Here is a 22,673-nt window from a genome sequence, read left to right as displayed (position 1 = left end):
TCACCACGAACCGCGAAGAGCCCCGTTGGGGCGCTCCTGTGGGCGGCGATCTACGCGAGCGTCGGCCTGGCGGCCGCGCAGGCGTGGCTGGCGGCCGCCGCACGCTCGCCTGTCGGGGCGACGACCGTGACCGTGGTGCTCGTCGCCGCCGTGCTCGCGGTGGTGGTGCACCGGCGCGTCCGGGCGTCGTGAGATCGTGAGCGCATGAGCACCCCCGAGCGCGCCGGCTGGTACGACGACCCGGAGGACGAGTCCCGGTTGCGGTACTTCGACGGGATCATCTGGAGCGATCGCACGGTCCCGAAGCAGACCCGCTGGGCGCAGCCGGTGCCGGACCCGGCGCAGCCGACGACGGGACCGGCGCAGCCGACAACCGGACCGGCGCAGCCGACGACCGGACCGGCACAGCCGGGGACCGACGTCTTCGGTCGACCGACGCAGCCCGGCGGCGCCCAGCCGCCGTACGGTCAGGCACCCCACGGTCAGGCGCCCTACGGCCACGCGGCGGCCGCGACCCCCGAGGCCACGACCACCGACGGCCAGCCGCTCGCCGGCTACGGCGTCCGGGTCGCGGCGTACATCCTCGACGGGTTCATCCTCGCCATCATCAACCTGGTCGTCGCCGGCTGGGCCCTGTGGCTGTGGGTCGCCGACTACTGGGGCTTCGCGTGGGACGCGGCCGTCTCCGGCAACCAGGACGCCGTCCGCGACCTGTCCCCGGACGAGCTGTGGGGCCTGTTCGACTGGCAGTACTTCTACATCGCGCTCGGGCTGATGCTGCTCGTGCAGATGCTCTACCACGTCGGGTTCCTCGCCGCCCGCGGCGCGACCCCGGGCAAGATGGTGCTCGGCATCTCCGTGCGGCGTCTGGACCGGCCGGGCCCGATGGGCGTGGGTGTCGCCTTCATGCGTGTGCTGCTGCCCCTCACGGTCGGCGTCTTCCAGACCGTGCCGCTGCTCGGCTACCTGCTCGGGCTCATCGGCGTGGTCGACCTCGTGTGGCCACTGCGGGACCGCAACCGTCAGGCGCTCCACGACAGGATCGCCGGTACCCAGGTCGTCGTGGGCAAGCGCTCACCGCGCTGACGACGGCCGGCGCCGGTCACCCGGCGAGCAGCCCGAGGTCGGTCAGCTCCCCGATCGGGTCCGTGACGTCGCAGCACCCGTAGCCGGCGAAGGCCGAGCGCACCGCCGCCACGTCGGGGCTCGACCACCCCCCGACGATCCCGGCGAGCGCCTCGGCCTCGCGCACCTCGAGCAGGTCGCGCACCGTCCGCGCATCGGCGCCACCCGCCGTGGCGTGCACCGCCACCAGGACGTTGAGCAGCCCGTGCTGCTGCTCGCTGGTGCCGGCGACCGTGTGCTCGCCGCGCACCGCGTGGTGCAGGCCGCCCGTGAGGACGAAGGGGAGGTACCGCCGGGCGGTCCCGAGCAGGACGTCCGTGAGCTCCTTGGCGTCCGGCCAGGCCCACGTGGTGGTGGCCCCGGTACGGAACTTGGCGCGGACATCGGCGATGTCGTGGGCCGCGGCGATGTCGTCGAGCGCGGCGTCGCGGTCCCGACGCCCGACCTCGAGGTGCAGCGGGAGCTCGCCGGGGTCGAGCTCGCGCCAGCCCGGGTACCAGCCGGCGTCGAGGGAGACGAGCCGGACGCGCGGGTCCGCGCGCAGGGCGCGGATGGCTCCCTTCGTCTCCTCGACGGGGATGCCGGGGCGGGCGACCAGGCCGATGCCCGGCGGGACCGGGGCCCCGGCGTCGAGGGCGGACAGCAGGTCGGTCACGGCGGGCACGCCGACGAGGAAGGGGCCGACGAGGTCGGCGTCGCGGCCCGCGCGGTGGGTGGCGTGGCGGTGCAGGGCGTCGGCCATCGGCAGCGCCGCCGGCGGGAAGAGCGCGGCGTCGTTGACCAGTGAGATGAAGAGCGCACGGTGCGCGGGGCTGCTCGGCATGGTCGGCACGCTACCGGCCGTCGGCCCCCGCCCCCGGCGAGCGGTGCTGCAGGACGGCGCGCACGAGCGCCCCCATCCGGCTGCGCTCGGGGACGAGCGGCTCGACCCCCTTCGCCCGCAGCGGTGCCGCGGTCACCGGGCCGACCGCGGCGAAGAGCACCGAGTCCGCCGCGCGGCGCACGATCTCCGCCGTGGCGCCGACGGCGTCCGCGGCCGCGAACCACGCCTCGACGGCCCCCGCGGAGGTGAAGACGACCGTGTCGATCTCGCCGGCGGCGACGGCCTGTGCCGAGGCGGTGACGGCGGCGGGGTCGGGCGCCGGTCCCCAGCGGTAGACGACGAAGGGGGAGACCCGCGCCCCGGACGCGGCGAGCGCGGCGTCGATGCCGTCCGAGCCGTTGCCGTGGTGCTGGACCGCCACGTGGGTGCCGGTGAGGTCCTCGCCCGCGAGGTGCTCGATGATCTCGGCGGCGGTCTCCGACTCGGCGACCCATGCGGGGGCCAGCCCCTGCGCGATGAGCGCGCCCTTGGCCTTGGGTCCGCGGGCGAGGATCCGGGCACCGCCGAGCACCCGGAGGAGGTCCGCGTCGAGGCCGGCGACCTCGGCTGCCTCGATCCACCCCCGCAACCCCTGCCCGGTGGTGATGACGACGACCTCGGGCGGGTCGGCGAGGAGCGCGCGCGTGTCGTCGAGGAGCCGCTCGTCGTCGGCGTGCGGGACGATCGAGATCGCCGCGGCGTGGCGGATCGTGGCCCCGCGGCGGATGAAGGCGTCGGCGAGGTCCTCGCTGCGCCGGTCGGCGGTGATGAGCACGGTGCGGCCGGCCATGACCGCGGGCAGCGGGGTGCTCACGAGAGGGTCGCCCCGGCGGCCGTCATCTCGGCGAGCGCGGCCTCGGTGGTGTCGGGTGCGACGCCCGCGATGGTGTCGGTGAGCAGCCGGACGCCGAAGCCCTCGCGGAGGGCGTCGAGCACCGTCGCACGCACACAGTGGTCGGTCGCGATGCCGCCGACGTCGAGGTCGGTGACGCCGCGCCGTCGCAGCCAGGTGGTCAGGTCGGTGCGGCCGTCCCCGGCAGCGACGCCTTCGAACCCGCTGTAGGCGGCCTCGGTCAGGCCCTTGCGGAAGACCTCGGCGACGTGCTCCAGCGCGGGCTGGAGGGCCGGGTGGAACTCCGCTCCCGGGGTCCCCGCCGCGCAGTGCACCGGCCAGCTCGTCGCGAAGTCGGGCTCGGCCTGCGTCGCCCAGTGCCCGCCGGGGTCGAGGTGCCAGTCCGCGGTGGCCACGACGGCGACGTACTCGCGGTGGCCGAGGTCGTGGGCCGCGGGATCGGTCAGGACGCGCTCGGCAGCGCGGGCGGCGACGGCTGCGCCGCCGACGACGGCGAGGCTCCCGCCTTCGCAGAAGTCTTGCTGGATGTCGACCAGGACGAGTGCTCTCCCCATGCCCACAGAGGATGCCACGGACGGTTGTCACCCGGCACTGGCGAGGAGGCCCCAGAACCGGTCGAAGGCGCGAGAGGTCCCGCCCGCGTCGAAGCTGACCTGCGTGGCGAGGAAGGCGGCCCGGCCCGTCGCCGGGTCCGCGTAGCCGATCGTGCCCAGCCCGCCGGCCCACCCGATCCACCCCTCGGGGCGGATCTCGACGTGCCGGCCCCAGCCGCAGCCCGGCTGGAGGAACCCGGTCGCGGTGCGTCGCTGCTCCGTCGTGAGGTGGTCGGTGCGCAGGTCGCCGAGCGACGCGGGGGAGAGGACCGCGGGGGAGGAACCGACGAGGGAGGAGAGGAAGGTCAGCTGGTCGGGCACGGTCGAGACGAGCCCGGCCGCGAGCGACTCGAAGACGGGGACGTCGACGTAGGTACCGGCCGGGACGGGGAAGGGAGCGAGCCCGGGCTCGTCCGGGCCGGGGGCCCCGTAGGCCGTGGCCATCCGGTCCGCGTCCCCGTGGAAGGCGGTGTCGGTGAGGCCGAGCGGCCCAAGGACGTGCTCGGTCAGCAGGTGCCCGACGCTTTCGTCGGTCGCGCGCGCGAGCAGGACGGAGAGGACGTCGCTGCTCGTGTGGTAGCGCCAGGCGGTCCCGGGCTGGTCGGCGAGGGGCAGGGCGGCGATCCGGGCGACGAACTCGTCGGGCGGCAGCGGCGGGCCCCAAGGGCCGGGGGCGATCTCCGGCTGGGCGGCGATGGCGTCGGCGAGGGGGCCGGGCTCGGCGACCCAGCCGAAGCCGGGGACCATGCCGAGCAGGTCCGCGACGGTGATGGCGCGGTCCGCCGGTCGGGTGTCGTCCAGGTCGGCTCCCGGTGAGGACAGCACCCGCGGTGTCGCGAGCTCCGGCAGCCAGCGCGCGACCGGGTCGTCTAGGGAGAGCACCCCGATCTCCGCGAGCCGGAGCGTGAGCACCCCGGCGAAGGGCTTGGTGCTGGAGCTCAGCGCGAACTGCGTGTCCTCGCTCATCGGCGGACCACCGAGCGACCGGTGCCCACCGGTGAGGACGGTCTGGTCGTCGGCGTCGGCCAGACCGGCCACCCAGCCGGCGAGCAGGCCCTCGGCGACGAGGCGGTCGAGGTCGGTGGCGAGGTCCTCCAGCGAGGTCATCCCCCCAACCTGACAGGTCGGTGCTCCCGCGTCGAGGGGCCGACGGTGGGACGGGTGGTGTCAGACCGAGAGCGAGTGCGCGGCGTCCGGGCGGGTGACGTGGGTCCGACCGGTCGGTGCGGTCCACGTGCAGGTCCCGTCGGGCGTCATCGTCAGGCGCCAGCCCGCATGGTGCTTGAACCCGTGGTGCGTGGTGCACAGGCAGACGAGGTTGCCCACCTCGGTCGCGCCGGCCGGGTAGGGGGTCACGTGGTCGAGCTGGGCGCGCTCGGCGGGTGTGCCGCACCCGGGGAAGCGACAGGTGCCGTCCCGCCGCCGGACGCGGCTCGCGACTGTGCGGCCCGGTCGGTAGGCGTGCGTGCTGTCGGTGACGACGGTGCCCGTGAGGGGGTCGGCCCCGACGACCCGGATGCGGGTCGCCGGGTCGGCGAGCAGCGCGGTGAGGTCGTCGGGCAGGAGGGCTCCCACGCGGCGGGCGTCGACGTGACCGGGCACGAACCAGGCTCCGACCTGTGCGGCGGCTCCGTCGGGTGGCCGGCCGGGAGGAGGGGCATGATCCAGGTGGGGGTTGCCACGGACGGTCAGGTCACGCGTCAGCTGCAGGGTGAGCTCGGCCTCGAGCTGGGAGGCGCGGTGCAGGTCGACGCCGCTGACCCACCGCAGGATGATGTCGTCGCGGCCGCTGCCCCCGCGCAGCACGTCGGCGGGCGAGCGGCGCTCGCCCCTCCGGTAGGTCCCGAGGCCACCCGGCTCCACGTCGCTCTCGTCGTCGACGAGCGCGGCCACGGGGACGACGAGCTCGACGGTCGTCTCCACGGTGGCGCGGGCCAGCACGAGGTCGACGAAGGCGTCGGCCCGCGCCTGGTCCATCGTCACCGGCTCGCCGGCATCGCGCCGGGCGCGGTGGTACTCCCGCGCCAGCTCGTCGACGGCGGCCCACACCTGCCGCGAGGGCTCGGTGGGCAGCCGCAGGCGCCAGGTGGTGAGTCCCGGCAGGTCACGGTCCGGGGAGCAGGTCACCGAGCGCTTGCGCCGGGCGCGGGCCGCGGCCTCGTCGACGCACGTGCGGTCCGTGGCCACAGCGGCCCGACGAGCCCGGCGGGTGAGGTCGGCGACCGGTAGGCCGAGGACGTCGTCCGCGAAGAGGCGAGCCTCGAACTCCTCGAGCTGGTGGTCGTCCAGCGGTTCGCTCGCCCGCACGATCGCGTCGGTCCGGTACGGCTCGAGGTCGCCGCGGCGCGCGCTCTCCCACGTGCCGGTCATCTCGTGGTCGACCCGGCGCGCCCGGTGGATGCGTGAGGACATCGTCCGCGGGGACACGTGCAGCAGCGGAGCCAGCGCCGCCGCCGCGAACTGCTCCTCGCCCGGGATCGGGAACCATCGCTCGCTGAACCCGACGCCCCTGGCCTGCGCCTCGGCACGCCGCGCCTCGAAGTCCCGTCGGCGCTCCTCGCGGTAGCGGTCGAGATCGCGGTCAGTCTCGTCGGCGAAGGTCGTCACGGCTGCGGTCTGCACCGCAGCGAGCGCGTTGGTGAGCCGCTGCGTCGCGGCCACGACCACCTCGGCCTCGGCGGCAGTCATCGCGACCAGGTCCTCACGCGTCAGAGCACCCAACGGCGCTGCGAGGGAGAAGGGCTCGGCCTCGAGCACGGCAGCGACATCCACCCCGACGGCACCGACTGCCGAGGTGGTGGAGACGCCCTTCGTGTCCATGACCACGACTCTAGGTGCGACCACCGACAACGCCCCGGACAACTCTGAAGAGCCGCCGGCTCAGCCCTCCGCCCAGCCGGTGTCGCAGCCCGAAGGGTTCAGGCCAGGGCCAGCCTGTAGCCGCGCTTGACGACGGTCTCGACGACGCGACGGTCACCGATGGCCTCGCGCAGCCGGGCGACGGCCACCTCGACGGCGTGACCGCTGGCGGAGTCGCCCGGCAGCACCTCGAGGACGTCGGCGCGGGTGACGACGTCCCCCTTCGCGGCGACGAGCAGGTGGAGCACGGACATGCCGCTCGGGGAGACGGCGAGCACGCGATCACCCAGGACGGCGGCGGTGCTGCGCAGCTGCAGCGGTCCGGCGACGGTCTCGACGGCCGTGGACACCATCGCCTCGTAGTGACCGACGACGGCGCGCACGAGCGACCCCAGCCGCGCCCGCTCCGGGAGCAGCGGGGCGATGCCGACGTGCTCGAGCGGACGTGCGGTGACCGGCCCGACGGCGGCGACGACGAGGCGCCCGGTGCGGGCCCGGCCGATGATCGACGGCAGGACGCCGGCGTCCTGCGCGGCGTCGAGCCAGGCCGCGGCGGCGGGGGCGGAGGTGAAGACGACGACGTCGACGTCGCCGACCGCCGCCTGCTCCACGCCGCAGGTCACCGCGGCGGTGTCCGGCGGTGGGCCCCACCGGTAGACGACGAGGGGAGTCACCGAGGCGCCGGCGGCGGCGAGGTCGACGTCGAGCTCTTCGCACCCAGCGCCATGGTGCTGGACCGCGATGCGTTGTCCGGCAACGCCTTCGGTGATGAGGAAGTCGCGGATCTCGACCGAGGTCTCCGACTCGGCGACCCAGTCGGCGTCGTGCCCGGCGGCCTGGATCGCCCCCCGGGCCTTGGGCCCGCGGGCGATGATCCGGGTGGCGTCGAGCACGTCGTGCAGCTCCTCGCCGAGCCCGGCGGCGTCGGCCGCCTCGACCCACCCGCGGAACCCGATCGCCGTCGTCACGACGACGATGTCGGGTGGCGCGGCGAGCAGTGCCCGGGTCCGCTCCACGAGCTCCGCGTCGGCGGTGTGCGGCACGATCGTCAGCGCCGGGGTGTGCACGACCCGGGCACCGCGCCGCTCGAGGGCGGCGCGCAGGTCACCGGCACGCCGGTCCCCGGTGACGAGGACGACGCACCCGGCGAGCAGCTGCGGCAGGCTCACGTGACGCTGCGGTCGAAGGGGGAGCCCGTCACCTCGTCGCCGGACGGCTCGATCCAGACCTCGCCGTCGACGACCGCCACGGGCCAGGTCCGCAGGTCGACCGGGTCGCTGCCGGCGCCGTCGAGGCAGGCGCCCGTGCGCAGGTCCCACACCTGCTTGTACATCGGCGAGATGACCGTCGGGACCCCGCCCCGCGTGCCGACGAGCCCACGGGCGATGACGTGGGCGCCGCTGTAGGGGTCGAGGTTGGCGATGCCGTGGACGAGATCGTCGTGCGTGCGGACGAGCGCGACCTGCAACCCGTCGACGAGGGCGACGGCGCCACGCTCGGGGACGAGATCGGTGAGGGCGCACAGATGCACCCGGGTCTGCGGGGGAGCAGTGGTCATGAGCGGACCTCCAGTGTCGTGCCGGCGATGAGGACGGACTCGTCCGAGCGCTCCTGCGGGGTGGCCGGGCGGGCCTGGCCGCGCTCGCCGACGTAGGCGAGCGAGTCGTCGACGGCGTCCGGGGCATTGACGAAGGACGCGAAGCGGGCCAGCTTGTCGGGGTCGGCGAGCGTGGCTGCCCACTCGTCGCGGTAGTTGCCGACGTGCGCGGCCATGGCCGCGTCGAGGTCGTCGGCGATGCCGAGGCTGTCGTCCATGACGACGGCGCGGATCGCCTCCAGACCCCCTTCGTGCTCCTCGACCCAGGGCGCGGTGCGCTGCAGGCGGTCGGCGGTGCGCACGTAGTACATGAGGAAGCGGTCGATGGTGCGCACGAGCGTCTCGGTGTCGAGGTCCTCGGCGAGCAGGCGTGCGTGCTTGGGGGTGAATCCGCCGTTGCCGCCGACGTAGACATTCCACCCGTGGTCGGTGGCGATGACCCCGACGTCCTTGCCGCGGGCCTCGGCGCACTCGCGGGCGCACCCGGAGACGCCGAGCTTGATCTTGTGCGGCGAGCGGAGCCCGCGGTAGCGCAGCTCCAGGTCGATCGCGAGTCCCACGGAGTCCTGAACGCCGAAGCGGCACCAGGTCGAGCCGACGCACGACTTCACGGTGCGCAGCGACTTGCCGTAGGCGTGCCCCGACTCGAAGCCCGCGTCGACCAGCCGCCGCCAGATGCCGGGCAGCTGGTCCATCCGGGCGCCGAAGAGGTCGATCCGCTGGCCGCCGGTGATCTTGGTGTAGAGGCCGTAGTCCTTGGCGACCTCACCGATCGCGATGAGTCCTTCGGGCGTGACCTCGCCACCGGGGATGCGCGGGACGACCGAGTAGGAGCCGTCCTTCTGCAGGTTGGCCATGACGTGGTCGTTGGTGTCCTGCAGCGCCGCCTGCTCGCCGTCGAGGATGTGGCCGGTCCCGAGCGAGGCGAGGATCGAGCCGATGACCGGCTTGCAGATGTCGCACCCTCGGCCGGTCCCGTGGCGCTCGATGATCTCGCTGAAGGTCCGCAGGCCCTGGACCCGCACGATGTCGAAGAGCTGGGCCCGCGACTGCTCGAAGTGCTCGCACAGGGCACTACTCACCTCGACGCCGGAGGCGGCGAGCTCGCTCGTCACGAGCTTCTTGACCAGCGGCAGGCAGGAGCCGCAGCTCGTGCCCGCCCTGGTGCACGCCTTGACCCCGGCGAGGTCGGTGCAGCCCCCTTCGCCGACGGCACAGCGGATCTCACCTGCGGTGACGTTGTTGCAGGAGCAGACCGCGGCCTCGTCCGGCAGGTCCCCGGCGGGTGCCGCGGCGGCCCCCTCGGGCAGGAGGTAGGCCGCGGGGTCGCCGCCGAGCTCACGGCCGACCATCGGGCGAAGGGAGGAGTAGGCGCTGGCGTCGCCGACGAGGATGCCGCCGCGCAGGGTGCGGGCGTCGTCGCTCATGACGAGCTTCTTGTAGACGCCGGCCACCGGGTCGGAGATAACGACCTCGAGCGAGCCGGGCTCCTGCGCGAAGGCATCGCCGAAGCTCGCGACGTCGACACCGAGGAGCTTGAGCTTGGTCGACAGGTCGGCCCCGGGGAAGGTCCCCGCGCCGCCGAGCAGCCGGTCGGCGACGATCTCTGCCATCGTGTAGCCGGGAGCGACCAGGCCGAGGCAGCGACCGCCGATGCAGGCGACCTCACCGATCGCGTGGATCGCGGGATCGGCTGTGGCACAAGCGTCGTCGACGACGACTCCGCCGCGCTCGCCGATCTCCAGACCGGCCTCGCGGGCGAGCTCGTCGCGCGGGCGGACACCCACGGCGAAGACGACGACGTCGACGTCGAGCGAGGGGCCCTCGCTGAACCTCATCCGGGAGACGGCTCCGCGCTCGCCGACGATCTTCGACGTCGCGGTCGAGGTGCGCACCGAGACGCCGAGGCCCTCGATGAGCCGCTTGAGGCCCTCGCCGCCCCCCTCGTCGACCTGCAGCGGCATGAGGCGCGGCGCGAACTCCACGACCGTCGTCTCGACCTCGAGCGCTCGCAGGGCCCCGGCCGCCTCGAGGCCGAGCAGGCCGCCGCCGACGACCGCGCCGCGGACCGGCCGGTCGAGCTCCTCGCGGCGGGTCTCGACGAACTCGCGCAGGTCGGCGACGTCGTCGATCGTGCGGTAGACGAAGGCCCCGCGCAGGTCCTTCCCGGGCACGGGCGGCACGGCGGCGTAGGAGCCGGTCGCGAGGACGAGGGAGTCGTAGGGCAGGACCTGGCCGGTGCTCGTCGTCACGGTCCGGGCCTCGCGGTCGATGCTCTCCGCCCGGACGCCGCGGCGGAGCGTGACGAGCGGGTCGTCCCACAGCTCCTGCCCGCCGAGGGCCAGGTCTTCGGGGTGCCGTCCGGTGAAGTAGGAGGTGAGGGCGACGCGGTCGTAGGGTGCGCGCGGCTCCTCGCACAGCAGCGTGACGGCCCACCGGCCGGCGTCGTCGCGGGCACGCAGCGCGTCGACGAGTCGGCGCGCGACCATGCCGCCGCCGACGACGACGAGCTGCTGCGGCTCGGTGGTGGGGGTGGTGGTCTCTGACATGGCGCTCAACTTAGACAGCCCTCGTTTCGGCTCGGTCTTGGTCGTGTTTCCCCGGTGTGAACCCGCCCTCACCGGGCGTGGTCGCGCGCTGTGAGGGGCCTGCGTCGGCGCCGAGCCAGTCGAGGATCCCGCACACCGCGTCGGTGCACCCACCGCAGCCGGTCGTCGCCCGGGTGCTGGCGGCCACCTGCTCCAGCGTCGTTGCGCCGGAGGCGAACTCGGTGCGGATGTCCCCCTTCGTCACGCCGTTGCAGCGGCAGATCGTCGCCCGGTCCGGGATGAGCGAAGGGGAGTCCCGTCGCGTCGTCGTGACGGCAGGCGCGATGGCCGGCAGCAGCAGGTGCGCCGGGTCTGCGGGCAGGGGAGTGCGACGGGTGTAGGTGGTGATCAGGTCGGTGCCGACGCGACCCGCGCCGACGGTCGTGGCGCCCACGAGCAGGCCGTCGCGCACGACGACCTCGAGGTGCCGTCCGGCGGCGGGGTCGCTGAGCTGCACGACGCGCAGGCCGGGGTCGTCGACCCGCCCGCTGCCGCACACACCCATCGTCACGATGTCGACACCGTGGGTCTTGGGCTTGACGACGTCGCCGACGCCGGTGGTCACGGCCCCGGGGTCGCGGCCGGTGAGCAGGTCGGCGAGACGACGGGCCTGCTCCCACCCCTGGGCGACGAGTCCGGTGGCGCCGCCGGGAGGTTGGGCGCAGTCACCGATGGCGTGCACGTGCGGGTCGCTCGTCGTCATGTCGGCGTCGACGAGGATGCCGCGGTCGACGTCGATCCCGGCCGCCTCGGCCAGCTGGGTGTTGGGCACGGTGCCGGTCGACAGCACGAGCAGGTCGGCGGCGAGCACCTCGCCGTTCGTCAGGTGCACCCGTCGCAGCCGGCCCTCCTCGATGACGACCTCCTGCGCCCCGACGCCGACGCGCTGGTCGACACCGGTGCGGCGCAGCGTCGACTCGACGACGCGGCTGGCGGCCTCGTCGAGCTGACGCTCCATGAGGGCGGGGGAGGGGTGGACGACGGTGACGGCGAGGTCGCGTCGGGCGAGCCCGCTCGCGGCCTCGAGACCGAGCACGCCGCCCCCGAGGACGATGGCGCGTCGGGCGTTGAGCGTCGCCGCGATGATCTCGCGGGCGTCGTCGATGGAGCGCAGCACGTGGACGCCGCTCGGCAGGTCACCGCCGGCTGGATCGTCACCGAGACCCGGGACCGTCGGGACCCGGGCGGCCGCCCCGGTGGCGATGACGAGCTCGTCGTAGGGGACCAGGGTGTCGTCGGCGAGCAGGACGTCGCGGCGCTCGCGGTCGATCGCCCGCACCGCGACGCCGCGCTGCACCGTGACGCGCGGGTGGTCGGGCGCGGGGAGGGCGATCGCCGAGAGCCCGCGCGTGCCCGCGACGACGTCGCTGAGCAGCACCCGGTTGTAGGGCTCGCAGGCCTCGTCGCCGAGCACCGTGACGAGGTGTTCGCCGGCGTGGTCGGCGGCCGTGAGGTCCTCGACGAATCGGGACCCGACCATCCCGTAGCCGATGACGACGATGTGGCTCATGCGCTGACCTCCAGCGGCTCGGGGACGAGATCGGTGGTGCTGGCGGCGACGTCGACGGCGCACACCTTGAACTCCGGCATCGACGAGATCGGGTCGACCGCGTCGTTGGTCGCCCGGTTGACGCTCCCGGCACCGGCGAAGTGGAAGGGCATGAAGACCGTGTCCGGCCGGACCCGGTCGGTGATCCGCGCGGGCGCGCTGACCGTGGCCCGCGCGGTGCGCAGGTCGAGCTGGTCGCCCTCCTCGATGCCCAGGCGGTGGGCGAGGAGTGGGTGCACCTCGACGAAGGGGGTCGGTTGCGCCGCGAGGAGCGCTGCCACCCGGCGGGTCTGTGCCCCCGACTGGTAGTGCTCGAGGACGCGCCCGGTGATGAGGAAGAGCGGGGCATCGCGCCGCAGGTCCTCGGCCGGGCCGACGTGGTCGACGGGCACGAGCCGGGCACGGCCGTCGGGCGTGGGGAAGTCGTCGAGGAAGGCGCGCGGTGTGCCCGGGTGAGGTGCCTCCCCTTCGCCGCTGGCGGGGCAGGGCCAGTGCAGGTCGCTCTCGCGGTCGAGGCGGGCGTGGCTCAGCCCGGAGTAGTCGGCGCGGCCGCCGACGCTCGCCCTGGCCAGCTCGTCGAAGACCTCCGACGGGACCGTCGACCACGTGCCCGGGGCATCGAGGCGAGCGGCGAGCTGCGACCACACCCACAGCTCCGAGACGACTCCCTCGGGCGGGTCGATCGCCTTGCGGCGGCGGATGATTCGGCCCTCGAGGTTGGTCATCGTGCCCTCCTCCTCGGCCCACTGCGTGACGGGCAGGACGACGTCGGCGAGGGCGACGGTCTCGGAGGGGACGACGTCGCAGACGACGAGCAGGTCGAGGGCACGCAGCCGCTCGGCGACCGCGTCGGCACGCGGCGCGCTGACGACGGGGTTGGCCCCGTGGACGAGAAGTGCCCGGGGTCCGCCGGGGGTGCCGAGGGAGCGCAGCAGCTCGACGGCCGGCAGGCCCGGGCCGGGCAGGTCGTCGGCGTCGACGCCCCAGACCGCGGCGACGTGTTCGCGGGCGGCCGGGTCGGCGATCATCCGGTAGCCGGGCAGCTGGTCCGCCTTCTGCCCGTGCTCGCGCCCACCCTGGCCGTTGCCCTGACCCGTGAGGGCGCCGTAGCCGCTCCCTTCGCGTCCGACGAGGCCGAGCGCGAGGGCGAGGTTGATCGCGGCGGTGACCGTCGCGGTGCCCTGGGTGGACTGCTCGACGCCGCGCCCGGTGAGGACGTGGACGCCCGCGCCTCCCCGTGCGGGGCTGGCCGCCGCGAGCAGCCGAGCGGTCGCCCGCAGGTCGTCAGCGGGCACCCCGCAGACCTGCTCGGCCCGCTCGGGCCACCACGCGGCGACGGAGCGGGCGACGTTGTCGAGCCCGCTCGTCCGCTCGGCGAGGTAGGCCTCGTCGGCGAGCGACTCGGCGAGGACGACGTGCAGCAGCGCCTGGAGCACGACGAGGTCGGTCCCGGGGACGGGCTGCAGGTGGACGCCCTGCCCGTCGTCGGTGAGGTCGGCCGTGGCCGAGCGGCGCGGGTCGACGACGACGAGCCCACCGGCCGCGCGAGCTCCCGCGAGGTGCCCGACGAAGGGAGGCATCGTCTCGGCGACATTGCTGCCGAGGAGCAGGATCGCGCCGGAGGTGTCCAGGTCGGTGATGGGGAAGGGCATGCCCCGGTCCATACCCAGCGAACGGTTGGCGGCGGCCGCGGCAGAGGCCATGCAGAAGCGGCCGTTGTAGTCGATGTGCTTGGTGCGCAACGCGACCCGGGCAAACTTGCCGAGCTGGTAGGCCTTCTCGTTCGTCAGCCCGCCACCGCCGAAGACGGCCACCGCGTCCGGCCCGTGCTCGGCCGCGATCGACCGCAGCCGGTCGGCGAGGAGGTCGAGCACCTCGTCCCAGCCCATTGGGTGCAGCTCGCCGTCGGAGCCGCGCACCAGGGGAGTGGTGAGCCGGTCGGGTGCGCGCAGCACCTCGGCCGACGTCCACCCCTTGCGGCACATGCCGCCCCGGTTGGTCGGGAAGTCGCGGCCCTCCACCTCAATTCGCTGGTCGAGGTGGGAGGCCGTCCGCGGCCGACCCTCGAGACCTGCCGTCCCGAGACCCACCGGCTCCATCGTCATCGCGCACTGCAGCGCGCAGTAGGGGCAGTGGCTGTCGACCATCAGATGCCCTCGCCGGCCAGGCGCGCGCCGCGGCGGACGTAGACCGCCCACGTGAGCGTCGCCATGAGGACGTAGGCCGCGATGAAGACCCCGATCGCCGGCACGAGCGAGCCGAAGCCCGTCGTCGACATGGCGAAGCCACGCGGCACGAGGAAGCCGCCGACGGCACCGACCGCACCGGCGATCCCGATGCAGCCGGCGGCACTGCGGCGGGCGATCGCGAGCTCGGCCCCGTCACGCACCCCGGCCCGGAAGACGGCCGGAATCATCCGATAGGTCGCGCCGTTGCCGATGCCGGCCCCGGTGAAGAGCACGAGGAACGCGAGCAGGAAGAGGACGAAGGAGTGCGCGGAGAGGGCGAGGATCGCCAGCCCCGCGGCGAGCCCCATGACGACGAAGGCCGCGATGGTCACCCGCGCGCCGCCGAGCCGGTCGGCGACCACCCCGCCGAGCGGGCGACTCGCCGCGCCGAGGACGGCGCCGAGGAAGGCGAGCGTGGTCGGCGCCTCGGGGAACTGGGTCTGAAGGAGCGTCGGGAAGGCCACCGAGTAGCCGATGAAGGACCCGAAGGTGCCGATGTAGAGGGTCGAGATGATCCACGTGTGCGGGTGGGACGCGGCCCGGGCCCAGCTGCGGTGGTCCGAGCGGGCCGTGCTCAGGTTGTCCATCCCGCGCCAGGCGCCCACGGCCGCCAGGATCACGAGCGGCGCGAAGACCAGGCCGGCCCGTTCGAGGTGGATCCCGGCACCCATCGCCACGACCGCCGGGATGACGAGCTGGACGAGCCCGGTGCCGAGGTTGCCGCCAGCGGCGTTGAGCCCCAGCGCCTTGCCCTTCTCCGACTCCGGGAAGAAGAAGGAGATGTTGGTCATCGACGACGCGAAGTTGCCGCCGCCGAGTCCAGCGAGTGCGGCGATGCCGAGGAGTACGGCGAAGGGGGTCTCCGGCCTCCCCACGACCCACGCCAGCGAGAGCGTGGGCAGCAGGAGGAGGAGCGCCGAGACGATCGTCCAGTTGCGGCCGCCGACGAGCGGGACCATGAAGGTGTACGGCACCCGGAGGCAGGCGCCGACGAGGCTCGGCACCGCGATGAGCCAGAACTGCTGGTCGAGGGTCAGCGTGAAGCCGGCTGCGGGCAGCTGCGGCACGACGACCGACCACAGCGCCCACACGCAGAAGCCGAGGAGCTCGGCGAGCACCGACCAGCGCAGGTTGCGGGCCGCGGCGGCCCGCCCTCCGGCGGCCCAGAAGCCGGCGTCCTCCGGGTCCCAGTGGTCGATCCACCGTCCGGCCCGGCGGATCGGGCCGACCGAGGTCGCGTCGAGGGGGACGGGAGGGGCGGTCGTCGAGGTCATGCGAGGAGGCTCGCAAGACCGTGTTTCGCCGTGCCACGGTTGGTGTAAAGGCTTCGTTACCTGCCCCGCACAGGGCCGCCGGGTGAGGTGTGAGGGGCTACGGCGTCTCGGTGAGGAAGACCGTCTCCACCGCAGGTGGGCCCCCGCTCAGCTGGTGCGCCGACCGCGGCAGCTCGGCGACCGACGCCTCGTGCCGGGCGCGCGCCGCCTCGAGCGTGCAGTGCTCGCGGCCGACCACCTCGCCGCCCTCGACGAGCAGGACCATGAGGTCACGGTCGTCGCCGTCACCGACGGGCTGCTCGCCGATGCCGAGCACCTCGGCCTCCGCGACGCCGTGCTGGTTGCGGCGGCGCAGGGCGTACTTGCGTCCGCCGATCGACTGCTTGTCCTTGCTCTTCTTCGCGACGCCGATCATCCGGCCCTGGTCGTCCTCGCGGGCGACGAGCTTGTAGACCATGGACGCGGTCGGGTGACCCGACCCCGTGACGACCCGGGTGCCGACCCCGTACGTGTCGACCGGCGCGGCCGCCAGGGCGGCGATCGCGTGCTCGTCGAGGTCGGAGGTGACGACGATCCGGGTCTCCGTCGCGCCGAGCGCGTCGAGCTGCTCGCGGACCTCGCTCGCCTGGACGACCAGGTCGCCCGAGTCGAGACGCACGCCACCGAGCGAGGTGCCGGCGACCTCGATGGCCGTCCTCACCCCTTCGGTCACGTCGTAGGTGTCGACGAGGAGCGTGGTGCCGGTGCCGAGCGCGGCGACCTGCGCCTCGAAGGCCTCCCGCTCGCTCTCGTGCAGCAGGGTGAAGGCGTGCGCGGCCGTCCCGCCCGTGGGCACGCCGTGGCGCCGCCCGGCCTCGAGGTTGGATGTCGACGCGAAGCCGGCGATGTACGCCGCCCGCGCCGCCGCGACGGCGGCCTCCTCGTGGGTGCGCCGACTGCCCATCTCGATGACGGGACGCGTCCCGGCGGCGCCGGTCATCCGCGACGCGGCGGAGGCGACTGCGGAGTCGTGGTTGAGGATCGACAGCACGACGGTCTCGAGGATCACGCCGTGCGCGAAGCCGGACTCGACGACGAGCAGGGGCGAGTACGGGAAGTAGGTCTCTCCCTCCGCGTAGCCCCACACGTCGCCGTCGAAGCGGTAGTCCGCGAGGAAGTCGAGCGTCGTCGCGTCGACGACCTCCCGCGAGCGCAGGTCCTCGAGCTCGGCGTCCCCGAAGCGGAAGTCCTCGATGGCGTCGAGCACGCGGCCGACCCCGGCGAGGACGCCGTAGCGGCGCCCGGACGGCAGCCGCCGGGCGAAGGTCTCGAAGACGCACCCACGCGACGCGGCGCCGCTGCGGAGCGCGGCCTGGAGCATGGTCAGCTCGTAGTGATCGGTGAGCAGCGCGGTGCTGGGTCGGGTCGTCACGCCCGCCACTCTAGGGTGGAGGGCGTGTCCATCGCCCCAGCCGAGCAGCAGACGAGCGAGCCCGACGTCGTCGAGGCCGTCGACACCCCGTGGATCACGCTGGTGTGGAACGACCCCGTCAACCTCATGTCGTACGTGACCTGGGTCTTCCAGACGCACTTCGGCTACCCGAAGGAGCAGGCGGAGAAGCTCATGATGGACGTGCACCTCAAGGGCCGGGCGGTCGTCTCGACCGGGCCCAAGGAGCAGATGGAGACCGACACCGAGGCGCTGCAGGGCTACGGCCTGTGGGCGACCTTCCAGAAGGACGTGTAGATGGCCACCGCCTTCGCGCCCGACGGCGACGTGCTCGTCGCCGTCCTCGACGAGCACGAGCGGGCCGTCGTGGCCGGGTTGTGCCTGCAGGTCATGGAGCTCGTCGCCCCCGCCGCGAGGACGAAGGGGGAGACCGCCGACCCCTTCGAGGCCATCGTCGCGGGGCTCGGCGACCTCGCGACGGACGTCGACCCGGGGGGCGAGGTCCCAGACCGGGCCTTCGGCCTCGACCACGACCGCGACCCCGCGCTCGACCGGCTCTTCCCGACCGGCCACCGCGAGGACGAGCAAGAGGCGGCGGAGTTCCGTCGCCTCACCGAGCAGGGGCTGCGGCAGCGCAAGCACGCGGGCCTGCGGACCACGGTCGCCACGCTCGAGTCCGCGCAGGACGACCGCTGGGTCGTGACCCGGGCCCAGGCGCCGCAGGTGCTCGTCGCCCTGACGGACGTGCGCCTCGTCATGGGGGAGCGGCTCGGCCTGCGCACCGACGAGGACGCCGACCGCCTCGAGGAGCTCGTCGCGAGCCTCGACCCGGACGACCCGGCGATCTTCGCGCTGAGCCTCTACGACTTCCTCACCTGGCTGCAGGAGTCGCTCACCCGGGCGCTCGTGGGGGAGGACGAGGAGTGACCGACGGCGACACCCGGGCCGTCGAGGCCCAGCCGATCGGCATCTTCGACTCGGGGTTCGGCGGGCTGACCGTGGCCCGCGCCGTCCTCGACCAGCTGCCCCACGAGTCGGTGGCCTACCTCGGCGACACGGCGCGAGCGCCCTACGGCCCCAGGCCGATCGCCCAGACGCGCGAGTTCGCGCTGCAGTGCCTCGACCGGCTCGTGGACCACGGCGTCAAGGTGCTCGTCATCGCGTGCAACACCGCCTCCGCGGCCGTGCTCCACGACGCCCGGGAGCGCTACGACGTGCCGGTCATCGAGGTCATCCGGCCCGCGGTGCGGCGCGCGGTGCTCGCCACCCGCAACCACCGCGTCGGGGTCATCTCGACCGAGGGCACGCACCGCTCCCGCGCCTACCTCGACGCCTTCGCGGCCGCGCCGACCACGCACGTGATCTCCCAGCCCTGCCCGCGCTTCGTCGAGCTCGTGGAGGCCGGGACGACGTCCGGGCCGGAGGTGCTCGAGGTCGCCCACCGGTACCTCGACCCCCTTCGCGCTGCCGAGGTGGACACCCTCGTCCTCGGGTGCACCCACTACCCGCTGCTCACCGGCGCGCTGTCGTACGTCATGGGCGAGGGTGTCACCCTCGTCTCATCGGCGGAGGAGACCGCCAAAGACGTCTACCGTGTCCTTGCGGACCTCGACCTGCTGCGCCCGGAGTCGCTCCCGGCCCCGACCCACGGGTTCACCACGACCGGTGACCCGGAGCAGTTCCGGTCGCTGACCCGCCGCTTCCTCGGACCCGAGGTCGCGGATGTCTTCGGCAACATGGGGGAAGGGCGATGAGGCTCACCGTCGTCGGCTGCTCCGGTTCCTTCGCGGGACCCGACTCGCCGGCCTCGTGCTACCTGCTCACCGCGGAGCACGAGGGGCGCACCTGGCGCCTCGTCCTCGACCTGGGCAACGGCGCGCTCGGCGCCCTGCAGCGGCACACCGACCTCGCGGACCTCGACGCGGTCGCGATCTCGCACCTGCACCCGGACCACTGCATCGACCTCACGGGTCTCTACGTCACCCGCACCTACCGTCCGCAGGGCGCGCTCGCCGAGCGCCTGCCCGTCTACGGTCCGGTCGGCGCCGCCGAGCGGCTCGCGGCGGCCTACGAGGGGATCGACGAAGGGGGGATGACCGGGGTCCTGGACTTCCGTCGGATCTCCACGAGCGTGCCCACGCACATCGGGCCCTTCGTGGTGCGGCCCCACCTCGTGGAGCACCCCGTGGAGGCCTACGGGTTCCGCGTCGAGGCGGACGGCAAGGTCCTCGCGTACAGCGGCGACACCGACTCCTGCGACGCGCTCGGCCCGCTCTTCGCCGACGCCGACCTCGTCCTCGTCGACTCGGCCTTCGTCGAGGGGCGGGACGAGGTGCGCGGCATCCACCTGACCGGTCGCCGTGCGGCCGAGGCGGCCGTCGCCGCGGGCGGTGTCCAGCGGCTCATGCTCACGCACATCCCGGCATGGAATGACCCACTCGTGTGCCAGCGGGAGGCAGCGGAGGTATGGCCGGGCGAGGTCGAGCTGGCCCGGCCGGACGCCACCTACGACATCTGAGCAAGGTCGACGTGGGGGCCCGGACCTGATGGGGTGGGGGCATGCCCGCGCGCCTGCCCGCCCCCCTTCGCCCCGGTGACACGATCGCCGTCACCGCACCGAGCTCCGGGGTCTCCCCGGCGCTCCAGCCACGCCTCGACGTCGCGATCGCCGACCTGCGGCGCCGTGGGTACGAGGTCCTCGAGGGCGTCTGCCTGCGCGACGACCGCGACCACCACGTGAGCGCCTCCCGGGAGGCGCGCGCCGACGAGCTCATGGCGCTGCTCGTCGACCCGGACGTCGCCGCGGTCATCCCGCCGTGGGGCGGCGAGACGGGCATCGACGTCCTGCGCCACCTCGACCTCGACCTGCTCGCCGAGTGCGACCCGTGCTGGTACGTGGGCTTCTCCGACACGACCACGACGATGCTGCCGCTCACGCTGCGCTCCGGGTGGGCGACGCTCCACGGGCTCAACCTCATGGACTCGCCGTACGCACCGGCGCCCGGCCTGCTCCACTGGCTGGACGTCGCGACGAGCGAAGGGGGCGAGCTCACCCAGACCGCCGCGACCCACCGGCGTGCGGGCGGCTGGGACGACTACGTCGCCGACCCGGGCGTGGACGAGCTGACCCTCGCCGAGCCGACCCGGTGGTCCTTGCTCGACGGGGGGACGGCGTCCTTCGCCGGTCCGCTGATCGGCGGTTGCCTCGAGGTCGTCTCGCCGCTCTCCGGGAGCCCGTACGGGGACGTACCGGGGTGGGCCCGGCAGCAGGACCGGCCGCCGGTGCTGCTGCTCGAGGCGGCCGAGGGCAACGCGTTCGAGACCGCTCGGGTCCTGCACGGGCTGCGCCTGTCGGGGTGGTTGGACCGGTGCGCCGGCGTGCTCGTCGGGCGCACGCCCGCACCCGACGCGCCCTCGCTCACCCAGCACGAGGCCGTCCGAGACGCCCTCGGCGACCTCGACGTACCGGTCGTGCTCGACGTCGACTTCGGTCACCAGCAGCCGATGATGCCGCTCGTGCTCGGGGCCGAGGCCAGGGTGGAGGTCGGGCCGCAGGGCCAGCGGATCACGCAGGACCTGCGGCGTCCCTGACCCGGAGCCGTCCCCACGGCGGTGCGCCGACGGCGCGGTCGCCTCGTTAGCCTGAGCCCCATGACTGACACCACCCCCCGCCACGACGGCCGTACCCCCGAGCAGCTGCGCGAGGTGCGCATCACCCGCAACTGGCTCGACCACGCCGAGGGCTCGGTCCTCGTGGAGTTCGGCCGCACGCGGGTCCTCGTCGCCGCGTCCTTCGAGGCCGGGGTCCCGCGCTGGCTCAAGGGCCAGGGCACCGGCTGGGTCACCGCCGAGTACGAGATGCTCCCGCGCAGCACCAACACCCGCAGCGGCCGCGAGTCCCGCAAGGGCAAGGTCGGCGGTCGCACCCACGAGATCTCGCGCCTGATCGGCCGCAGCCTGCGCGCCATCATCGACACCAAGGCGCTGGGGGAGAACACGATCGTGCTCGACTGCGACGTGCTCCAGGCCGACGGCGGCACCCGCACGGCCGCGATCACCGGCGCGTACGTCGCGCTCGCCGACGCCATCGACGACGCCCGCGCGCGCGGGCTCATCGCCGCGAGTGCCCAGCCGCTCACCGGGTCGATCGCGGCCGTCTCCGTCGGCGTCGTCGGCGGTCGGGCGGTCTGCGACCTGGACTACCCCGAGGACTCGACCGCCGAGACGGACATGAATGTCGTCATGACCGGCGCGGGCGACTTCGTCGAGGTGCAGGGCACGGCCGAGGGTGCCCCCTTCGACCGCGCGCTCCTGGGGGAGCTGCTCGACCTCGCGACCACGGGCTGCCACGAGCTGACCACCAGGCAGCAGGCGGCGCTCGCCGAGACGCCGCGGGAGCGCGTGCTGTGACCCGCCGGGTCGTGCTCGCGACGCACAACGAGCACAAGGTGCACGAGCTGCAGCAGATCCTCGGCGAGGTCGGCGTCGCCGACGACCTCGAGATCGTCTCGATGGCCGCCTTCCCCGAGGTCGGGGAGATCCCCGAGACGTCAGTGACCTTCGTCGGCAACGCTCGGCTCAAGGCCGAGCACGTCGCCCGGCGCACCGCCCTGCCGGCGCTCGCCGACGACTCCGGTCTGGCCGTCGAGGTCCTCGGGGGCAGCCCCGGGATCTTCTCCGCGCGCTGGTCGGGACTGCACGCGGGCGAGGACCTGTCCCGCGCGGACCGGGACCGCCGCAACCTGCAGCTCCTCCTCGACCAGCTCGCGGACATCCCGGACGAGCACCGGCAGGCAGCCTTCCGGTGCGCCGCGGTCCTCGCCGTGCCCGGGGGCGCGACGGTCGAGGTCGAAGGGGAGGTCCCCGGCGTCATCGTCCGGGAACCCTTGGGGGACAACGGCTTCGGCTACGACCCGATCTTCGTCCCGGACGGCGGCACCCGCACGATGGCGCAGTACACGGACGTCGAGAAGAACGCCATCAGCCACCGCGGCCGCGCCTTCCGCGCCATGGCGCCGCTCCTGCGCGCGCACCTCGCCTGACCGGCGAGGGTGGGGGTGCCGAAGGCGGGACTTGAACCCGCACGCCCGTGGGCACGTGGACCTAAACCACGCGCGTCTGCCAATTCCGCCACTTCGGCTCGGCTGGCAGTCTAGGCGGGTGAGCGCGCACACCTTCACGACCTCCCTGGGCTGGAGCGGGTCGACCGCCCTCGGGTACGACGCCTACGACCGTGAGCACGAGCTGACGGTGGCCGGTCGCGGGCTGCGGGCGAGCAGCGCAGGGGCCTTCCTCGGCGACCCCTCGCTGGCCAACCCGGAGCAGCTCCTCGTCGCGGCAGCGAGCAGCTGCCAGCTGCTGTCCTTCCTCGCGGTGGCGGCGCGGGCCCGGCTCGACGTCACCGACTACGCCGACGAGGCGAGCGGCGAGATGCCCGAGGGCAACCACCCGATGTGGGTGACGCGCATCGTCCTGCGGCCGCGCATCACGCTCGCGGGCGACCCACCGCGGGCCAAGGTCGAGCGACTCGTCGAGGTCGCGCACCGCGAGTGCTTCGTCGCGGCGAGCCTGCGCAGCGAGATCGTGCTCGAGCCGACCCTCGTCGGCGTCGCGGGCTGACCCCGGGCACGACCGTTCGTCTGCATTCCCCTAGGGGAATGCAGACTTCGGGCTGCATTGCCCTAGGTGTAACTGGGCATGACCTTGGTGACACGGG

Annotated in this window: 21 protein-coding genes, 1 tRNA gene and 1 pseudogene; 10 read left to right on the top strand and 13 right to left on the bottom strand. The window is 73.9% G+C overall.

Going from position 1 to position 22,673, the window contains the following annotated elements:
- Both ABC138_RS16420 and ABC138_RS16415 read left to right on the top strand, forming a co-directional pair.
- A pseudogene (locus ABC138_RS16420) lies at window positions 1-192 on the top strand (hypothetical protein); the annotation flags it as partial.
- Window positions 193-204: 12 nt separating this feature from the next.
- On the top strand, window positions 205-1,086 hold the full coding sequence (locus ABC138_RS16415) for an RDD family protein (protein ID WP_345914348.1): 882 nt from the start codon (window positions 205-207) through the stop codon (window positions 1,084-1,086).
- 16 nt (window positions 1,087-1,102) lie between these two features.
- On the opposite strand, the gene ABC138_RS16410 is transcribed toward ABC138_RS16415, so the two are convergent.
- The 12 genes from ABC138_RS16410 to ABC138_RS16355 all read right to left on the bottom strand — a co-directional run bounded on the left by ABC138_RS16410 (window position 1,103) and on the right by ABC138_RS16355 (window position 16,948).
- Complete coding sequence (locus ABC138_RS16410) at window positions 1,103-1,948, bottom strand: hypothetical protein (RefSeq protein WP_345914347.1); 846 nt, start codon at window positions 1,946-1,948, stop codon at window positions 1,103-1,105.
- A 10-nt stretch (window positions 1,949-1,958) separates the two neighbouring features.
- Window positions 1,959-2,801 carry a uroporphyrinogen-III synthase gene (locus ABC138_RS16405; RefSeq protein WP_345914346.1) on the bottom strand — a complete coding sequence of 281 codons (843 nt, stop codon included), beginning with the start codon at window positions 2,799-2,801 and terminating at the stop codon, window positions 1,959-1,961.
- On the bottom strand, window positions 2,798-3,394 hold the full coding sequence (locus ABC138_RS16400; protein ID WP_345914345.1) for an isochorismatase family protein: 597 nt from the start codon (window positions 3,392-3,394) through the stop codon (window positions 2,798-2,800). Before ABC138_RS16400 ends, ABC138_RS16405 begins: the two co-directional genes overlap by 4 nt.
- 27 nt (window positions 3,395-3,421) lie before the next feature.
- Window positions 3,422-4,540 (bottom strand): serine hydrolase domain-containing protein, encoded by a 1,119-nt coding sequence (locus ABC138_RS16395; protein WP_345914344.1) that lies wholly within the window; start codon window positions 4,538-4,540, stop codon window positions 3,422-3,424.
- A gap of 60 nt (window positions 4,541-4,600) precedes the next feature.
- A complete protein-coding gene (locus ABC138_RS16390; RefSeq protein ID WP_345914343.1) occupies window positions 4,601-6,253 on the bottom strand; it encodes an HNH endonuclease signature motif containing protein in 1,653 nt (550 codons plus the stop codon).
- Between the two features lie 98 nt (window positions 6,254-6,351).
- The gene (locus tag ABC138_RS16385; RefSeq protein WP_068322325.1) at window positions 6,352-7,461 is read right to left on the bottom strand and encodes a uroporphyrinogen-III synthase; all 1,110 of its coding nucleotides are present in this window, start codon (window positions 7,459-7,461) and stop codon (window positions 6,352-6,354) included.
- Window positions 7,458-7,850 carry a nitrite reductase (NAD(P)H) small subunit family protein gene (locus ABC138_RS16380; protein ID WP_068322328.1) on the bottom strand — a complete coding sequence of 131 codons (393 nt, stop codon included), beginning with the start codon at window positions 7,848-7,850 and terminating at the stop codon, window positions 7,458-7,460. The genes ABC138_RS16385 and ABC138_RS16380 overlap by 4 nt, the downstream gene beginning before the upstream one ends.
- Complete coding sequence (nirB, locus tag ABC138_RS16375; RefSeq protein ID WP_068322330.1) at window positions 7,847-10,438, bottom strand: nitrite reductase large subunit NirB; 2,592 nt, start codon at window positions 10,436-10,438, stop codon at window positions 7,847-7,849. Before nirB ends, ABC138_RS16380 begins: the two co-directional genes overlap by 4 nt.
- Before the next feature lie 10 nt (window positions 10,439-10,448).
- The gene (locus ABC138_RS16370; RefSeq protein ID WP_345914349.1) at window positions 10,449-11,957 is read right to left on the bottom strand and encodes an FAD-dependent oxidoreductase; all 1,509 of its coding nucleotides are present in this window, start codon (window positions 11,955-11,957) and stop codon (window positions 10,449-10,451) included.
- Between the two features lie 26 nt (window positions 11,958-11,983).
- Entirely contained in the window at window positions 11,984-14,173 is a 2,190-nt protein-coding gene (locus tag ABC138_RS16365) for a molybdopterin oxidoreductase family protein (protein WP_068322337.1), read from the bottom strand.
- A complete protein-coding gene (locus tag ABC138_RS16360; protein ID WP_068322340.1) occupies window positions 14,173-15,528 on the bottom strand; it encodes an MFS transporter in 1,356 nt (451 codons plus the stop codon). The genes ABC138_RS16365 and ABC138_RS16360 overlap by 1 nt, the downstream gene beginning before the upstream one ends.
- A gap of 97 nt (window positions 15,529-15,625) precedes the next feature.
- Entirely contained in the window at window positions 15,626-16,948 is a 1,323-nt protein-coding gene (locus tag ABC138_RS16355) for a nicotinate phosphoribosyltransferase (protein WP_345914342.1), read from the bottom strand.
- Window positions 16,949-16,963: 15 nt separating this feature from the next.
- Between ABC138_RS16355 and clpS the strand changes: the two genes are divergently transcribed.
- The 7 genes from clpS to rdgB are packed head-to-tail and all read left to right on the top strand — an operon-like array spanning window position 16,964 to window position 21,999.
- Complete coding sequence (clpS, locus tag ABC138_RS16350; RefSeq protein WP_068322346.1) at window positions 16,964-17,254, top strand: ATP-dependent Clp protease adapter ClpS; 291 nt, start codon at window positions 16,964-16,966, stop codon at window positions 17,252-17,254.
- Window positions 17,255-17,884 (top strand): DUF2017 domain-containing protein, encoded by a 630-nt coding sequence (locus tag ABC138_RS16345; RefSeq protein WP_345914341.1) that lies wholly within the window; start codon window positions 17,255-17,257, stop codon window positions 17,882-17,884.
- The gene (murI, locus tag ABC138_RS16340; protein WP_345914340.1) at window positions 17,881-18,711 is read left to right on the top strand and encodes a glutamate racemase; all 831 of its coding nucleotides are present in this window, start codon (window positions 17,881-17,883) and stop codon (window positions 18,709-18,711) included. Before ABC138_RS16345 ends, murI begins: the two co-directional genes overlap by 4 nt.
- On the top strand, window positions 18,708-19,475 hold the full coding sequence (locus ABC138_RS16335) for an MBL fold metallo-hydrolase (protein ID WP_068322355.1): 768 nt from the start codon (window positions 18,708-18,710) through the stop codon (window positions 19,473-19,475). Before murI ends, ABC138_RS16335 begins: the two co-directional genes overlap by 4 nt.
- A gap of 41 nt (window positions 19,476-19,516) precedes the next feature.
- Window positions 19,517-20,548, top strand: coding sequence for a S66 peptidase family protein (locus ABC138_RS16330; protein WP_068322358.1), 1,032 nt, complete (start codon window positions 19,517-19,519; stop codon window positions 20,546-20,548).
- A 60-nt stretch (window positions 20,549-20,608) separates the two neighbouring features.
- Window positions 20,609-21,367: a ribonuclease PH gene (gene rph / locus ABC138_RS16325; RefSeq protein ID WP_068322361.1), complete on the top strand. Its 759-nt coding sequence runs from the start codon at window positions 20,609-20,611 to the stop codon at window positions 21,365-21,367.
- Window positions 21,364-21,999, top strand: coding sequence for an RdgB/HAM1 family non-canonical purine NTP pyrophosphatase (gene rdgB / locus ABC138_RS16320; RefSeq protein WP_338537815.1), 636 nt, complete (start codon window positions 21,364-21,366; stop codon window positions 21,997-21,999). Before rph ends, rdgB begins: the two co-directional genes overlap by 4 nt.
- Window positions 22,000-22,015: 16 nt before the next feature.
- On the opposite strand, the gene ABC138_RS16315 is transcribed toward rdgB, so the two are convergent.
- Window positions 22,016-22,097 (bottom strand) — tRNA-Leu (locus tag ABC138_RS16315).
- 20 nt (window positions 22,098-22,117) lie between these two features.
- On the opposite strand from ABC138_RS16315, the gene ABC138_RS16310 reads away from it, so the two are divergent.
- Window positions 22,118-22,576, top strand: coding sequence for an OsmC family protein (locus tag ABC138_RS16310; protein WP_068322366.1), 459 nt, complete (start codon window positions 22,118-22,120; stop codon window positions 22,574-22,576).
- The last annotated feature ends 97 nt before the right edge of the window (window positions 22,577-22,673 follow it).

The organism is Janibacter sp. LM, assembly GCF_039631275.1.
Classification (GTDB): domain Bacteria; phylum Actinomycetota; class Actinomycetes; order Actinomycetales; family Dermatophilaceae; genus Janibacter; species Janibacter terrae.
The sequence above is the reverse complement of the archived record's forward strand: the minus strand, read 5'-3'. Positions and strand labels throughout refer to the sequence as shown.

Bases quoted from the DNA above. Each gene is read 5' to 3' on its own strand.
- ABC138_RS16415 (WP_345914348.1), top strand. From the start codon at position 205: ATGAGCACCCCCGAGCGCGCCGGCTGGTACGACGACCCGGAGGACGAG.
- ABC138_RS16410 (WP_345914347.1), bottom strand. From the start codon at position 1,948: ATGCCGAGCAGCCCCGCGCACCGTGCGCTCTTCATCTCACTGGTCAAC.
- ABC138_RS16400 (WP_345914345.1), bottom strand. From the start codon at position 3,394: ATGGGGAGAGCACTCGTCCTGGTCGACATCCAGCAAGACTTCTGCGAA.
- ABC138_RS16395 (WP_345914344.1), bottom strand. From the start codon at position 4,540: ATGACCTCGCTGGAGGACCTCGCCACCGACCTCGACCGCCTCGTCGCC.
- ABC138_RS16390 (WP_345914343.1), bottom strand. From the start codon at position 6,253: ATGGACACGAAGGGCGTCTCCACCACCTCGGCAGTCGGTGCCGTCGGG.
- ABC138_RS16380 (WP_068322328.1), bottom strand. From the start codon at position 7,850: ATGACCACTGCTCCCCCGCAGACCCGGGTGCATCTGTGCGCCCTCACC.
- nirB (WP_068322330.1), bottom strand. From the start codon at position 10,438: ATGTCAGAGACCACCACCCCCACCACCGAGCCGCAGCAGCTCGTCGTC.
- ABC138_RS16370 (WP_345914349.1), bottom strand. From the start codon at position 11,957: ATGGTCGGGTCCCGATTCGTCGAGGACCTCACGGCCGCCGACCACGCC.
- ABC138_RS16365 (WP_068322337.1), bottom strand. From the start codon at position 14,173: ATGGTCGACAGCCACTGCCCCTACTGCGCGCTGCAGTGCGCGATGACG.
- ABC138_RS16360 (WP_068322340.1), bottom strand. From the start codon at position 15,528: ATGACCTCGACGACCGCCCCTCCCGTCCCCCTCGACGCGACCTCGGTC.
- ABC138_RS16345 (WP_345914341.1), top strand. From the start codon at position 17,255: ATGGCCACCGCCTTCGCGCCCGACGGCGACGTGCTCGTCGCCGTCCTC.
- ABC138_RS16335 (WP_068322355.1), top strand. From the start codon at position 18,708: ATGAGGCTCACCGTCGTCGGCTGCTCCGGTTCCTTCGCGGGACCCGAC.
- ABC138_RS16330 (WP_068322358.1), top strand. From the start codon at position 19,517: ATGCCCGCGCGCCTGCCCGCCCCCCTTCGCCCCGGTGACACGATCGCC.
- rph (WP_068322361.1), top strand. From the start codon at position 20,609: ATGACTGACACCACCCCCCGCCACGACGGCCGTACCCCCGAGCAGCTG.